At 66.0% G+C, this 14072-nt stretch carries 16 protein-coding genes; 5 read left to right on the top strand and 11 right to left on the bottom strand.

Annotation, left to right across the window (positions count from 1 at the left end):
- The first annotated feature begins 19 nt into the window (after positions 1-19).
- Together mtnC and ACR9Y6_RS04890 are read left to right on the top strand one after the other, a co-directional pair.
- Positions 20-703: an acireductone synthase gene (gene mtnC / locus ACR9Y6_RS04895; RefSeq protein ID WP_481280258.1), complete on the top strand. Its 684-nt coding sequence runs from the start codon at positions 20-22 to the stop codon at positions 701-703.
- A complete protein-coding gene (locus ACR9Y6_RS04890; protein WP_481280257.1) occupies positions 687-1760 on the top strand; it encodes a C13 family peptidase in 1074 nt (357 codons plus the stop codon). Before mtnC ends, ACR9Y6_RS04890 begins: the two co-directional genes overlap by 17 nt.
- A gap of 173 nt (positions 1761-1933) precedes the next feature.
- On the opposite strand, the gene ACR9Y6_RS04885 is transcribed toward ACR9Y6_RS04890, so the two are convergent.
- Genes ACR9Y6_RS04885 through ACR9Y6_RS04875 form a run of 3 tightly spaced genes read right to left on the bottom strand, consistent with a single transcriptional unit; the run spans position 1934 to position 4908 of the window.
- Complete coding sequence (locus ACR9Y6_RS04885) at positions 1934-2737, bottom strand: amidohydrolase (protein ID WP_481280256.1); 804 nt, start codon at positions 2735-2737, stop codon at positions 1934-1936.
- Positions 2725-3870 (bottom strand): pyridoxal phosphate-dependent aminotransferase, encoded by a 1146-nt coding sequence (locus ACR9Y6_RS04880; protein WP_481280255.1) that lies wholly within the window; start codon positions 3868-3870, stop codon positions 2725-2727. Before ACR9Y6_RS04880 ends, ACR9Y6_RS04885 begins: the two co-directional genes overlap by 13 nt.
- 9 nt (positions 3871-3879) lie before the next feature.
- Positions 3880-4908 (bottom strand): LysR substrate-binding domain-containing protein, encoded by a 1029-nt coding sequence (locus ACR9Y6_RS04875; protein WP_481280254.1) that lies wholly within the window; start codon positions 4906-4908, stop codon positions 3880-3882.
- Positions 4909-5032: 124 nt separating this feature from the next.
- On the opposite strand from ACR9Y6_RS04875, the gene ACR9Y6_RS04870 reads away from it, so the two are divergent.
- On the top strand, positions 5033-5617 hold the full coding sequence (locus ACR9Y6_RS04870; RefSeq protein ID WP_481280253.1) for an FMN-dependent NADH-azoreductase: 585 nt from the start codon (positions 5033-5035) through the stop codon (positions 5615-5617).
- A gap of 502 nt (positions 5618-6119) precedes the next feature.
- Here the strand turns inward: ACR9Y6_RS04870 and ACR9Y6_RS04865 are convergent.
- The 6 genes from ACR9Y6_RS04865 to ACR9Y6_RS04840 form a co-directional block, all read right to left on the bottom strand.
- Positions 6120-6275 (bottom strand): hypothetical protein, encoded by a 156-nt coding sequence (locus ACR9Y6_RS04865; RefSeq protein WP_481280252.1) that lies wholly within the window; start codon positions 6273-6275, stop codon positions 6120-6122.
- An 18-nt stretch (positions 6276-6293) separates the two neighbouring features.
- Positions 6294-6452 (bottom strand): hypothetical protein, encoded by a 159-nt coding sequence (locus tag ACR9Y6_RS04860; protein WP_371021924.1) that lies wholly within the window; start codon positions 6450-6452, stop codon positions 6294-6296.
- Between the two features lie 47 nt (positions 6453-6499).
- Positions 6500-7390, bottom strand: a complete 891-nt coding sequence (locus ACR9Y6_RS04855) for a ribonuclease H-like domain-containing protein (RefSeq protein WP_481280251.1) — start codon at positions 7388-7390, stop codon at positions 6500-6502.
- Entirely contained in the window at positions 7387-9804 is a 2418-nt protein-coding gene (locus ACR9Y6_RS04850; protein ID WP_481280250.1) for a DEAD/DEAH box helicase, read from the bottom strand. The genes ACR9Y6_RS04855 and ACR9Y6_RS04850 overlap by 4 nt, the downstream gene beginning before the upstream one ends.
- An 85-nt stretch (positions 9805-9889) precedes the next feature.
- Positions 9890-10129 (bottom strand): hypothetical protein, encoded by a 240-nt coding sequence (locus ACR9Y6_RS04845; RefSeq protein ID WP_481280249.1) that lies wholly within the window; start codon positions 10127-10129, stop codon positions 9890-9892.
- A 33-nt stretch (positions 10130-10162) separates the two neighbouring features.
- Positions 10163-10567: a hypothetical protein gene (locus ACR9Y6_RS04840; protein ID WP_481280248.1), complete on the bottom strand. Its 405-nt coding sequence runs from the start codon at positions 10565-10567 to the stop codon at positions 10163-10165.
- 119 nt (positions 10568-10686) lie between these two features.
- On the opposite strand from ACR9Y6_RS04840, the gene ACR9Y6_RS04835 reads away from it, so the two are divergent.
- Complete coding sequence (locus ACR9Y6_RS04835) at positions 10687-11076, top strand: hypothetical protein (RefSeq protein WP_481280247.1); 390 nt, start codon at positions 10687-10689, stop codon at positions 11074-11076.
- Between the two features lie 4 nt (positions 11077-11080).
- Here the strand turns inward: ACR9Y6_RS04835 and ACR9Y6_RS04830 are convergent, their stop codons facing one another.
- Positions 11081-11416, bottom strand: coding sequence for a hypothetical protein (locus ACR9Y6_RS04830; protein ID WP_481280246.1), 336 nt, complete (start codon positions 11414-11416; stop codon positions 11081-11083).
- A 53-nt stretch (positions 11417-11469) separates the two neighbouring features.
- Positions 11470-12192, bottom strand: a complete 723-nt coding sequence (locus ACR9Y6_RS04825; protein WP_481280245.1) for a murein L,D-transpeptidase catalytic domain family protein — start codon at positions 12190-12192, stop codon at positions 11470-11472.
- Positions 12193-12333: 141 nt separating this feature from the next.
- Between ACR9Y6_RS04825 and ACR9Y6_RS04820 the strand changes: the two genes are divergently transcribed.
- On the top strand, positions 12334-14067 hold the full coding sequence (locus ACR9Y6_RS04820) for a L,D-transpeptidase family protein (RefSeq protein ID WP_481282692.1): 1734 nt from the start codon (positions 12334-12336) through the stop codon (positions 14065-14067).
- The last annotated feature ends 5 nt before the right edge of the window (positions 14068-14072 follow it).

Genomic DNA, 14072 nt, shown 5'->3' with positions numbered 1-14072 from the left:
TCCGCAGGTTTCTACCCGCATGTCCGATATCCGCGCCGTCCTCACCGACATCGAAGGCACCACCAGTTCGATCGACTTCGTCAAGGACGTGCTCTTCCCCTATGCCCGCAAGCACCTGCCGGCCTACGTCGAAACGCATACGGACGAAGCCGAGGTGCAGCACTGGCTGCATGAAGCCGCGAAGGAAGCGGGCATCATGGAGGCGACGCGCGGCGAGATCATCGACCTCTTGATCCGCTGGATCGACGAGGACCGCAAGTCCACGGCGCTGAAGGCCTTGCAAGGCATGATCTGGCGCGAGGGCTACGAGTCCGGCGTCTATGTCTCGCACATGTACCCGGAAGTGGCCGATCGTTTGCGCGCATGGCACGCGCAGGGCCTGAAGCTCTACGTGTATTCCTCGGGCTCCGTGCCCGCGCAGAAGCTCTTGTTCGGATTCACCGGCGACGGCGACCTCACGCCGCTGTTTTCCGGCTATTTCGATACCCAGACCGGGCATAAGCGCGAGGTGGAGTCATATCGCCGGATAGCGGACGCGATCGGCTTGCCACCCGCGCAAGTCCTGTTCCTCTCCGACATCCGCGAGGAACTCGACGCGGCCCGCGAAGCCGGCATGCGCACCACGCAGCTCATCCGTCCTCCCCTGCCCCTGAGCGACAACGGCCATCCCGCCGTGACCGATTTCAATGCGATCACTCCTTGATCCGCGCCGGCGGACGGCGATCTACGTCCTGATTTCCTTCGCCACGGGCGTCCTGCTGACCGTGGGCCTGCTGCGTCACGGGCCGGAGCCGGTCACGGCCCGGCCCGAGCCCGCCGCAGCGGCGGCATCCTCGCCACGACCCGCGGCCACGCCGGCCATCGCATCGTCGGCCGCAGCCCCGGCAGCGGATTCGGCCCCCTCGACATCGGCTTCCGACGGAGGCGACGCCGAACTGGATGCGAGCGCCTGGCCGGACACCGCGCCGACCCCGGAACAGGTCTTCTCGGCCCAGCCGGATGCCATGCGCAAGGCTATCGGCAAGCTCGCACCCCGCATGCGCGGCAAACCCAACATCTACGCCATCGCCTTTGGCGGCGATGGCTCCGAGGACGTCTTCCGCAATGAAGCGGAATACGTCGACACGCTGATGTCGAACCGTTTCGGCAGCCCCGGACATACCCTGGTCCTCGAAAACAATCCGGCAAGCCTCGCCACGCGCCCCCTGGCGAGTTGGACGAACCTGGAGGCCGCGCTCGACGGGCTGGCGAAGGTGATGGACCCGCGCGAGGACGTCTTGTTGCTCTACGTGGCCACGCACGGCGGCAACGATCACTCGTTGCTGGTCGACATGGACCCGATTCCCCTCGACCAGCTCGATCCCGAGGGCCTGGCCGAGATCCTTGGCAAGCATGCCTTCCGCTGGAAGGTCGTGGTGGTGAATGCCTGCTATTCCGGTGGCTTCGTTCCTAAGCTGCGCGGCGCAGGCACGTTGGTGCTGACTTCGGCGCGGAGCGATCGCACCTCGTTCGGGTGTGGCGCGGATTCCGACATCACCTATTTCGGCCGTGCCTGGCTGGCCGACGGACTGAATGCCACGCCCGATTTCATCGAGGCCTTCGGCAAGGCCAGGACGGAAATCGCCGCGTGGGAAGCGAAGGAATCACTGGAAGCTTCGGAACCGCAGATCGACGTGGGCGCGGGCATCGAGGACAAGCTGGCCGCATGGCGCAAGACGGCCAAGATCGGGCCGGCGGTGCCGTTCAAGGCGGCAAAGTAGGCGGTCTGTCGCCGCTGAAACGGCTCCCACGGTGTCGGAGCGGGCCAGGTGGAAGCCGCTTCAACCGCGATGCCCCTGGGTGGGAGCCGACCCTGTCGGCGACGCCTCTCATGAACCCGGATGGATGCCTCTCATGAACCGGTATGTGGGAGCCGCTTCAGCGGCGACGCCCTTCAGGCCGAGGTATCCAACGAGAACCGGTCGGCATCCATCCATGCCGGGAAGCGCTCGCGGTGTGCCATCAGCGGCGCCGGGTCCAGAACCATCGTGACCACCTGCTCCTGCGCGCCCAACTCCACCAGTGGCTCGCCCACCGGATCGATCACCGCGCTGTCGCCCGCATATGGCAGGTCGTTGCCGTCGACACCGACGCGATTCACGCCGATCACGTAGCACAGGTTTTCGATCGCCCGCGCGCGAAGCAAGGTGCGCCAGGGCTGCCGGCGCGGCGCCGGCCAGTTGGCCACGAACAACGCCAGGTCGTAATCCATCCCGCCGGCCGACGATTCACGGCGGCCGTTGCGCAGCCATACCGGAAACCGCAGGTCGTAGCAGACCTGCGGCAGGATTCGCCAGCCTTTCAGCTCCACGATCAGGCGTTCGTTGCCACCGCCATAGCGTGTGTGCTCCCCGGCCATGCGGAAAAGATGGCGCTTGTCGTAATAAGCGAGCGAACCGTCCGGCGAGGCCCAGATCAGCCTGTTGTAGACGGTATCGCCGTCGCGGATCACCAGGCTGCCGGTAATCGTGGCGTTCACCTCGCCGGCAAGCGCGCGCATCCAGGCGACGCTGGGACCATCCATCGACTCGGCATTGCCCAACGTGTCGTTGGTGAAACCCGACAGGAAGGTTTCCGGCAGCACGATGAGGTCGCTGCGGGCGGCACCGCGCACGAGCGCACCGTAATAATCGCGATTGCCTGGGGCGTCGTGCCAGCGTGTCGCGCCCTGGACGAGGGAGACGGTCAGAGTTTGCACAGGAGCTCCGCGGCGGCTTCCATGGTGGCATCGTTCTTGGCGAAGCACAGGCGGACCAGCCGCGTGTCCGGTGCGTTTTCGTAGAACGGGCTGAGCGGGATGACGGCCACGCCACCCTCCCGGACCAGCCATTCGCTGAAGTTGATGTCGTCGACGTCACGGATGGCGCTGTAATCGACGAGCTGGAAGTAGCCACCGGGGACGTCGAGCAGCGTCAGGCGCGACGGCTTCAACAGGTCGCGGAAACGGTCGCGCTTGGCCTGGTAGAAAGCCGGCAGTTCGAGGTAATGCCCGGGTGTGGATTCGAGGAATTCCGCGAACGCCCATTGCGCCGGATTGAAGGTGCAGAACGTGAGGTACTGGTGCACCTTGCGGAACTCGGCCGTGAGCGCCTTCGGCGCGATGGCGTAGCCGACCTTCCAGCCGGTGCAGTGGTAGGTCTTGCCGAACGAGGAGACGACGATGCTGCGTGCGGCCAGTTCCTCGTGGCGCAGCACGCTCTGGTGTTCCCGCCCGTCGAAGACGATGTGTTCGTATACCTCGTCCGAAAGAACGACGATCGACGTGTCGCGGACGATATCGGCCAGTTCGTCGAGATCGGCGCGGGAGAGCACGGCGCCCGAAGGGTTATGCGGCGAGTTGATGAGGATCATCCGCGTCTTCGGGGTGACCGCGTCGCGCACGCGCTGCCAGTCGATCGCGAAGGCGGGCAAGGTCAACGGCAGGTGTATGGCGGTGGCGCCCTGCAATTCGATCGCCGGCTCGTAGCTGTCGTAGCAGGGGTCGAAGACGATCACCTCGTCTCCCGCGCGGACCACGGCCGCGATAGCCGAGAACAGCGCCTCGGTGGCTCCCGAGGTCACCGTGACCTCGGTGTCCGGGCTCACCCGGTGGCCGTAGAGGCGTTCGGTCTTGAGCGCGATCTGCTCGCGCAGCTTCGCGATGCCCACGCCCGGCGCGTACTGGTTCTTGCCTTCGGCCATGGCCCGCGTGATGGCTTCGCGCAAGGATTCCGGCGGTTCGAAATCGGGAAAACCCTGGCCCAGGTTGACCGCTTTGTGTTCGATGGCCAGCTGGCTCATGACACTGAAGATCGTGGTTCCCACCTTGGGAAGCTTGGTTTCGAGCTGCATCGAACGCCCTTACTCGTTTGGACGGCCAAACGCCGTCGGATGTGCCGATCCTACCATGCGCGCCATGCGGATCGCTCCGGCCTGCTCCGGGTTCGCGACGGCTTTCTCGCAATCCTTGTGGAATTCGGCCTGGGCCCGCGGCAGGCGTTCGGCCAGGAAGTCCACGAAACTGCGAATGGCAGGCAACAGTCCACGACGACTCGGATACACGAAATGCAGCGTGCCCTGTGCGGTCGTGTACTCCGGCAACACCCATTCGAGATCGCCGTTGGCGAGCAACGGCCCGCAAAAATCCTCGGGAAGCAACGCCACGCCGCAACATTGCACGGCGGCGGCGATCAGCACCGAAAAATCGCCGCTCACCAGGCGCGGCTTCACCTCCACCGCCGCCTTCTTCCCGTTCGCGTCGACCAGTTCCCAGACCTGGGCTCCCTCGTGTTCGTACATGGACAACGCCGGAAGCAAGGCCAGTTCGTCCAGTGTCTTCGGCCTTCCGTTGGAATCGAGGAACTTGGGACTCGCCACCAACAGGCTTCGCGCATAACCGATGCTGCGCAACACCAGGGTCGCGTCGGTATCCAGCTTCTCGCGGACACGAATGGCGACGTCGTAACCCTCGCCAATGACGTCCACGCGACGGTTGGTGGCGGTCAGGCGCACCTGCACCTTCGGATGTTCGAGCAGGAAGGCCGGCAACATGGGGCCGACCACGTTCTGCGCGAGCGAGATGGGGCAGCTGACCCTGACCACGCCACGCGGCTCCGTGCGCAACTCGTCCACGGCATCCTGTGCCGCGCGCGCCTCTTCGAGCACGGCCCGGCAGTGCTGGTAGAACCGTTCGCCGATCTCGGTGACCACGAAGCGACGCGTGGTGCGCTGGAGCAAGCGCACGCCGAGACGGTCTTCCAGTTGGGCGATCCGCTTGCTGAGGCGGGATTTAGGGATGCCCAGGGCGCGCCCGGCCGCCGAAAAGCCGCCGTGTTCCACCACCGAGGCGAAAAAGTACAGATCGTTGAGGTCCTGCAGCGCGCCTTCCATCGGAGGTTCCCGTCGTTTCGCCTAAGAAACAATGAGTCTACTCCAAGCCGGCTTATCCGTGGATTGTCTGCGGCGTATCGTTCTTCGCATGCCGCTCAGGCGGCCAATCACTGAGGATTCGTCCATGAAACTCCTGCATATCGATGCCAGCGCACTGGGTGCCCATTCCGTGTCGCGCGGCCTGACGGCCGCCGTCGTGGCCGAATTCGTCCGCAACCATCCCGGTATCGAGGTCACCTACCGTGACCTGCATGCCGCCCCCCTCGCCCCCTGGGCGCTGCCGGCAGGCGAGAACGACCCGAATGCCGCCGAAGCGGAAAAGGTGATGGAGGAATTCCTGGCCGCCGACGTCGTGGTCGTCGGTGCGCCGATGTACAACTTCGGCATCAGCAGCACACTCAAGGCCTGGATCGACCGGATCGCCGTCGCCGGCAAGACCTTCCGCTACACCTCGGCAGGCCCTGAAGGGCTGGCGGGCGGGAAGCGGGTGATCGTCGCCTCGTCGCGTGGCGGCATCTATACAGCGGGCACCCCGGCGGCGGCCATGGACTTCCAGGAGCCGTACCTGCGTGCGGTCTTCGGCTTCCTCGGCATCACCGACATCGAGTTCGTTCGCGCCGAGGGCATGGCGATGGGCGACGACCACAAGAACCAGGCCATCGGCGGCGCCGTCGCCGGCATCGGCAGCCTCCTGCGCAAGGCGGCCTGATAAAACAAGGCGGCCTGATAAAAAGGTTCTTCGCGGAAGTCCGGTAAGCGCGGCTGGCGGAGCCGTTACGTCTGTCCTCCCTCACGCGGGTGCGGCAGGCGGCACGGCGAGCGGTGCTCTTTCCCACCAACCCACCCCAGGGTCGAGAGAGCTGCCGGGCGCCACCCTCGGCGCGACATTAGGAGCCGAGGACGGGCGGGCGGACAAGGCCCGTAGGGGATCGGCCAGGACGGCCGATCGTTTCCGCTGAGCCAGGAAGGCGAATCGGAAACCCCCGCCCGACCGTCCGAGCCCGCCGGGGCGCAGCCATCAAACACGGCCGCGCAGCGGCATCCTTGCCCAAGGGACGGCGACTACCGTCGCGCCGAGGGTGGCGCCCGGCAGCTCCCCCGCCACGCCACACAACGAATGCGAGGGCGAAGCCGAGCCCGCACCAGGCGAACCCCGGAAATACGCGAAGAACCAAAAAAGAAGAGCCGCGCAAGCGCGGCCCTTCTTTTCCTCAGGACGACGGGGAATTCTGTTTTCCCGGTTTGTCCTTGGGCATGTTCTGGTGTTCCCGCGGATGCCCTTCGCCAGGAATCTTGGGCTTGCCGTGCGAGGGCTTCGGATTGTCTTCCCGATAGCCGGGCGTCTGTTGCTTGCCGTCGTTGGTCATCTGGATTCCTCTTTCCACTCAAGGCCGTTGCTGGCAGGCGGCATGGCCGCATTCACAGGCGCCACCCACGTTCTGGCTCTCGGCGGCCATGCGGCAGCTTTCGCTGCAATAGTCCCTCGATACCGGCACCTGGCAGTTGCAGCCCACGTGATCACAGGGTTTGCTGGCTTCGTTCATGCGTCGACTCCTCAACGTTGCCTCGACGAGCCTGCGCGGACCAGCGTCTATTTTTCGTAACCGGACGGCGAAACGGCAGCCCCATCCACGGCGGCCCAGCCATGCGCCTCCACCAGCAGGCCGCTCAGGCTGCGGACGTCCTGGAGATTGTGTTCCGCCACGCGGATCAGGTTGGCCGACGAACCTCCACGCAGGTAGGTGAGCCAGGCGCGCGGCGCCTCCGACCCGGGCAGATCGTCCTCACGCACGATGTGCAACAACTTGCGCTCGGCCGTCTGCATCTTGCAGTTCTCCCAGGCCTGCCGGTAGCGGCGGCGCATGGGATGCAGCAGGTCGACGTGCGCGCGGCCACGCAACGGGTTCGGCATTCGTGCAAGCCGGTAACGCGTGGCCAGCAACGGCGCGTCGTACGACTTGCCGTTGTAGCTGACCAGGACCGTCTCCGGTTCGATCCACCGCGCGAATTCCCGCAGCATGGCGGCCTCGGCCGCCATCGCCGTGATGTACAACTGGCGGACGCGCAACGCGCCGTCATGCCAGTCCGCGGCACCGATCATGAAGGCGCGCGTGCCGGTGCCGCCGGCCAGGCCCGTGGTTTCGGTGTCGAAGTGGAGGAACTGCTCGCGGCGGGCCGTGGCCAGCTTCGCGAACGAAAGGTCGAGTTCCGCTGGCGGCTCCGCCCAGGCGAAACGCTGTTCGAGGTAGCGCAGGCCTGGCGAGAGTTCATCGCCGGGTACATCACGTGTGTGCGCACGCAGGGGCGCGCGCGGCTGGGCGAGGCGCTCGCGGACGCCGGCCATGCGGCGGAGCGTGGCGAGGTCGGGGGTGCGGGTGGGTGTGTCGCGAGCACCCTTCGCCGACCGTGTCGGCGATTCCTGCGGAGCGGCGATTCCAGCTTGCCGGCGCAGGATGGCCAGCTTCGACGCCAGGTCGCTCATGCACCGGCACCCAACAGCCGCAGCACGCGCGCCGCCAACGCCCGCGGCGTTTCCTCGCGCCCCTCGTCGGCGGCGAGCACGGGTCCCACGCATGCCGGGCAACCCGCCTTGCAGTCACAACCTTCGACCGTCGCCAAGGCGTGCCGCAGCAATTCCGATGCGCGGCGGAACAGGGGTTCGCTGAGCCCGACGCCGCCGGGGAAGTTGTCGTACAGATAAACCGTCGGCAGGAAGCGCTCCAGCGTGTCCGGCGATGCGAGACCACCGTCCGGCGCGCGAACCTGTCCACGCCCGGTGGCATCCACCTGGGCGGACCAGACGCCGTCACCGGAGCCGACCGCCTTCTGCAAGTCGCGCGGCTCGGCCATCACCGCGACGACGGCCGCGGTGTGCACGGCATATGCCGCGCCGAGGAAGCCATCGAGGGCGTGCTGCCGCGAACGAAACGCTTCGTCGAGCACCGTCTGCGGCAACTGCCACCACACGGCGGTGGAATGGAGTTCCTGGTCTGGCAGGTTGACCGGCCCGTAGCCAATGTTCTCGTGCGTGTAATAGCGGATCTTCTTGTATCCGGACACCCGGCGCACGACATGGACTTCACCGTGTCGCGCGCTGCCGTCGCCCGACTTGCAACCGTCGAAACATTCCAGCTCCTTGAGCTTGGTGTAGTCGATGGCGTCGGTGTAATAGTCGACGCTGGTGCGCGTGCAATAGGCCTTGCGCCCTTCCCAGTCGAGCTTTTCCACCTGGTAAGGCACCGACTGGATCATGTGGATCGCACCCTCGTAAAGCGTCAGCGCCGCAGCCGAGTAGTCCACTTCCGCGATGATCGCCTGCCTGCCTTCCGTGCGGTCCACCACCACGAAGTTGCCGTCGGCGACCGAGCGCAGGCTCACCGCGTTGGCCGGGTAGCTGTCGGCGATCCATTCCCAGCGATCGCCCTCGTTGTGCAGCACTTCGGATTCCGCCAGCACCTGCAGGTACGGCTCGGCGTCGTCCGGGCCGAAGGCGTCGCCGGTGACGAAGGGGAGTTCGAATGCCGCGCAGCGGATGTGGTCGAGCAGGATCAACGGCTGGTCGGGCTGGATCCTCGCATGCTCCGGGCTGGCCTCGGTAAGGAAGGCGGGGTGTCGCATCAGGTACTGGTCGAGCGGTGCACTGGTGGCGACCAGCACGCCGAGCGACGGTTGCTGCCGGCGCCCCGCCCGGCCGAAACGCTGCCACGTGGCCGCGATCGATCCGGGATAACCGTTCAACACCACGGCATCGAGGCTGCCGATGTCGACACCCAACTCCAGCGCCGAGGTGGAAACGATGCCGTCCACGTTGCCCGCTCGCATCTCGCGCTCGACCTCGCGCCGCTCGGTCGGCAGGTAACCGCCACGATAAGCGCGTATCCGCGCCGGCTTGCGCGTGTCGTGGTCGAACACGTCCTTCAGGTACTTGGTGAGCACCTCGACCATCAGCCGCGACTGGGCGAACACCAGGGTCTTCATCTTCGCCTTGATGGCGACGCGCGCGATGAGGTTGGTTTGCGAACGGGCCGAGGCGCGCAGGCCGAGGTCGGGATTGACCACCGGCGGATTCCACATCAGCACGTGCTTGTCGCCAGTGGGTGCGCCGCTGCGGGCGATGGTGGCCACGTCATCCTCGATCAGCGCCCGGGCATGCTCCGTGGCGTTGCCGATCGTGGCCGAGCACAGCACGAATTGCGGGCGCACCCCATAGAAGGCGCAGATGCGCTTGAGCCGGCGCAGCACGTTGGCCAGGTGCGAACCGAACACGCCGCGATAGGTGTGTATCTCGTCGATCACCACGTAGCGCAGGTTCTCGAAGAACTGCGCCCACTTGGTGTGATGTGGAAGGATGGCCTGGTGCAGCATGTCCGGGTTGCTGACGACGACATCGCCATGCAGGCGGATGGCCTGGCGCGCATCGCCGGGTGTATCGCCGTCGAAGGTGAACGCCTTCACGCCGAGGCCGCCGGCGCGGTTGATGTCGAGCAATTCGGCCACCTGGTCTTGCGCCAGCGCCTTGGTGGGAAACAGATAGAGCGCCTTGGCACCTGTTTCCAGCACCGAGGCCAGCACCGGCATCGTGTAGCAAAGCGTCTTGCCCGAGGCCGTCGGCGTGGCGACCAGTACGTGCCTGCCCGCGCGCGCGGCGTCCCAGGCTTCCTGCTGGTGGCTGTAGAGGCGGTCGATGCCGCGGACCATCAAGGCCTGTGCCAGGCCGGCCGGGAGATCTTCCGGCAAGGGCACGAAACTGCCTACCCGGCCGAAGACCGTGAAGGCGGAACAGACCCGGTCGCCGTATTTTTCGGTCAGGCGGTGTGCGAGCGTGCGGCCGTCGTGGCGGGTGGCGAGGACCGAGTCGGCCTCGTCGGTGCGCAGGGCTTGCAGATAGGCGGCCATGAGAACTACCGGGCACAAGGGGGTGCCCGTTATCCCGTGTCACGGTCTCATAGGCTGAGACGCGTGAGGGGCTGCCGCGGTCACGTCATCGCGAGTAGGCCCGTCGCGCACCCTCCAGCCAGTCGGCGTGCTTGATCCCACGCTCCATGGCGGCATCCACCGCGAGACGTTCTTCCACGAATTCGTCCAGCAGCGTGATCATCACGAAGTCGCTCGGACCCGCATGCGCGACCGGCTCGACGATATAGGCCGCCTTCCAGCGGCCCACCGCCGCCTTCAACGTGCGGACTTCCACGGAATACCGGCCAACGATACGTCGATGCACGAGTACGACTCCCTTGGTCGGATGGAGAAAAACTCAGGCTTTCGGTGGCGCCCGCATGTCCAGCCCTTCCCCACTGGCGGGAATGGTGAAGGTCTTCGTCTCGCCCTGGCCCACGCTGGCATCGGCTTCGACCCGCTCCGCCGCACAAGCGCCGTGCGGGAGCATGCCGAGTTTGCGCGTGCCCGAGGGAACGTGGAGGACGAGTTGCTCGCCGATTTCCATGTCGGCCACCACTTTGTCGTCGACATAGATGGCCGTGGAGCAACCGGCACCCCACAGGCCCTGCTCGCGGACGATGTTCAGGGTGGCGTCGCCGCCGCTGGGATCCTGGTAGCCGAACACCGTACTGGACGGAACGTCGTGGATGCCGACGTGGCGTTCGTTCTGCGTGGCGCAGCCGGCAAGCAGGACCAGGGCGGAAAGAGCGATGTGGCGCATCGGGGAACACTCCATGAATGATGAAGGCAGCATTCGTTTCATAATGTCTAGATTACGTGAAAATCACTCCGCCCCTGCGCCATCTGCCAAGACATCCGGTTCGGCGCTAGACTTTCGCGATGACCGTCCAGCACGCCAGTACGCCCACCGCCCTCGTCTTCGACCGCGCCCACATGGTGGCGGAGACCGTCGCCCTCGTCCTTGCCGACGCTGGCTACGCGGCGCGTGCGACCGTCACGTACCGCGACGCCAAGCGCGCCTTTCAGGAACTACCGGAACTGGCCCTCATGGTGATCCATGCCGACACCCCCGGGGAGCGCAGGGCCTCCGGTCTGCTGCAGGCGCTGATCCGCGAACGGCCGAATACCGCGATCGTGGTCGTATCCAGCCGGTTGCCGCAGGACCTGGAGCCATTCCCGCTATCCGCGGTGTTCCTCGAGAAGCCCTTCGACCGCGCCCAGCTACTCGACGCCGTGGAACGCGCGAGGGAATCCCGCCCGCGCGCCTGAGCCGTCAGAGGCAGGAAATGGCTTCGTCGCGGAAGCGGCTGTCGTAGTCGCCCTTGCCCTTCTGGATTTCGTACATCACCACCTGGGCGCCAGCACCGTTGGCGGTGACGTCGAGACGCTCGTGCTTGCCGTCGTCATTGGCGGTCACGCGGCCCTTGTCTTCCTTCGCGTCGCCCTTGGCACCCTTGACGAGGGCCTGCCACTTCGGCTCCACGCATTGCACATAAGCCGTGACGCTCTTGCCCGTCTTGCTGCTGAGCTTGGGCAGGGTATCGGTCATGCCACTGGTGGCGCAGCCGGCGAGGACGGTGCAGGCGGCGATCGCAAGAACGTGTTTCATGCTGGATTCCACGGTAAGGGTCCGGGAATTCTAGCGCGACGGGGCGGCCGCGATCAGGTACCCGCGCGTGCGACGACGTTCGCCTCGGCTTTCGCCAGCTGGCCGTTGGTGCACTTGAGGTAGTTCGACGAGGCCAGCCAGCGCTTGTCCGGATAGTACGAGAACACCATCTGGCCACCCTTCAGGGCATCGATCAGCTTGTGCGCGATGGCCGTGCGTACGGCCGGGCAACCCCAGCTGCGGCCGATGCGGCCGGCTACCTTCGCCATCGCCTCGTTCACGTAGGCGGCACCGTGGATCACGATGGCGCGCGCCATCGCCTGGTCGTTCACGCCCGGCTCCAGCCCACTCATGCGAAGCGAATAACCATTCTTGCCGGTATACGTATCCGACGTGCGGAACAGCCCCAGGCTGGAGGCGAGGCTGTCCGGCGCGTTGGAGAATTTCGTGGCGTTCGCGTCGCCGCTGTTCTTGCCGTGCGCCACCAGTTCCTGGAACAACAGCTTGCGGTTGACCGTGTCGAACACCCACAGGCGCGGCTGCGACGATGGCTTCGAGTAGTCGATCACCGCGAGGCGGTCGGCGGGCTGGCCGCCCTGTGTCTGCGCGCATTCCGCCGCCTGGACGGCGAGCCCGATGACCTTCGGGTCGGCGGCGGGAGCCAGGCGCGACAGGGCCTCGCCGAGCGAATCGGCGGCATGGGCCTGGGCGGGGAGGAAGAACAGGGCGCCAAGCAGCGGCGCGGACGCGAGGAGCGTTCGGAACGGTCGAATCATGCGGCCAGCCAGAGGGGTTACGACGGGGCATCCTAACGTGCTGATCATTTATTGACCACAACACCGTCACTTCTTTGCCATTCAGATAGGTGAAAGCGTAGGGTGATCAAGGGTTCGACCAAAGGAAGCATCGAAGTGACCATGGACGCCAGGACATTACGCCGCCGCATCCTGATGGCGCTGTGGAGCGCCCTCCCCGCCTGGGCCTGGGGCCAGGACCTCCCTTCGCCGCCCTCGTCCGCGGCTTCCCCGCCACCGATCGTGGCCGCGGAGCCGGCATCGGCCGCCAGCGTACCCCCGCCCCAGCCGCCGCCCGCCGACGACCCGCTCGCGCAGGCCATTTACGCTCGTTTGCAGCAGATGACGCCGCTGGATGGCGGTCCCCTGCCTCGCCAGGACGCGGCGCTCGGAAAGGCGGTGGCGGACTTCTACGCGCAACGCCACTACACCGCCGCCTGGGCGGACGAGACGAACGTGCGGCAACTGCTGGCGGGGCTGGCTTCGACGGAAGGCGACGGCCTGCTGCCCGAGGATTACCGATTCTCCCAGCTGAAAGCCACGGTAGAGGCGGCGGACTGGATGAACGCATCGCCCCAGCGGCGGGCCGAGTTCGAGGTGGAGGCGACGGGTGCCTACATCACGGCGCTGGTCCAACTGGCCCGTGGAAAGGTGGACCCGGTGCGCCTGGACCCGACCTGGAACTTCGACCCCGCCGCGATCGACCCGCAGGAAGGCATGACCCTGCTGCAGACCTCGATCGACGAACGCAGCATCGACCAGGCCTTCGCCACGGCCCGGCCGCAAAACCCGCTTTACGCGAAGCTGCGCGACGCGCTCGCCCAGCTTCGCGCCACGGCCGCGGAGGGCGGCTGGCCCCACGTACCGGAGGGCCCCGTCCTGAAACCCGGGATGACGGATGCCCGCGTCGTCGCGTTGCGGGCACGCATGGTCGCGGGTGGTTACCTCGACCCGACGCTCGCCGAAGGCGACCGCTTCGACAATCCACTGAAGGACGCGGTCAGGCGCTTCCAGGCCGACCAGTACCTGGACGCCGATGGCAATGTGGGCGGTGAAACGATCGCCGCGCTGAACGTGTCCGTCCAGGACCGCATCGGCCAGGTCCGGGCCAATCTCGAACGGGCACGCTGGTTGCTGCATTCCCTGCAAGGCACCTTCGTCGTTGTCGACGTGGCGGGCTACAAGGTGACCTACTACCGCGACGGCAATCCGGTGTGGAAATCGCGCGTCCAGGTCGGCAAGCCCTACCGCAGTACACCGATCTTCCGCTCGCAAATCACCTACGTCACCTTCAACCCGACCTGGACGATCCCGCCCACGATCCTCAAGAACGATGTCTTGCCGAAGATCCGCAAGAATCCCGCCTACCTCGCCAACAATCGCATCCGGGTGCTCGACAGCGGCGGGAATACGTTATCCCCGTCGAAGGTGAACTGGGCCAACCCGCGGGGAATCACGTTGCGCCAGGACGCCGGGCTCGGGAATTCGCTCGGGCAGGTGGTCATCCGCTTCCCCAATTCGTTCGCCGTCTACCTGCACGACACACCGCACCAGGAACTGTTCGAGAAGGCCAAGCGCGATACGAGTTCGGGCTGCATTCGCGTCGAGCACCCGCTCGAACTGGTCGAGCTGTTGTTCAACGACGCGCAGAAATGGAATCGCCAGGCGATCGACGAGCGCATCGCGACGAAGAAGACGCAGAACGTGACGTTACCCACGGCGGTACCGGTCCTGCTCGCTTACTGGACCGTCGACATCGCGGACGACGGGAAGCTCGCGTACAAGCCGGACGTGTACCAGCGCGATGGTTCGCTGCTGGCCGCCCTGGACAAGCCGCAGCCCCTTCGTACTCCCTGAGCCGC

It is taken from the genome of Luteibacter sp. TLI7-4A (assembly GCF_056754745.1).
The sequence above is the reverse complement of the archived record's forward strand: the minus strand, read 5'-3'. Positions and strand labels throughout refer to the sequence as shown.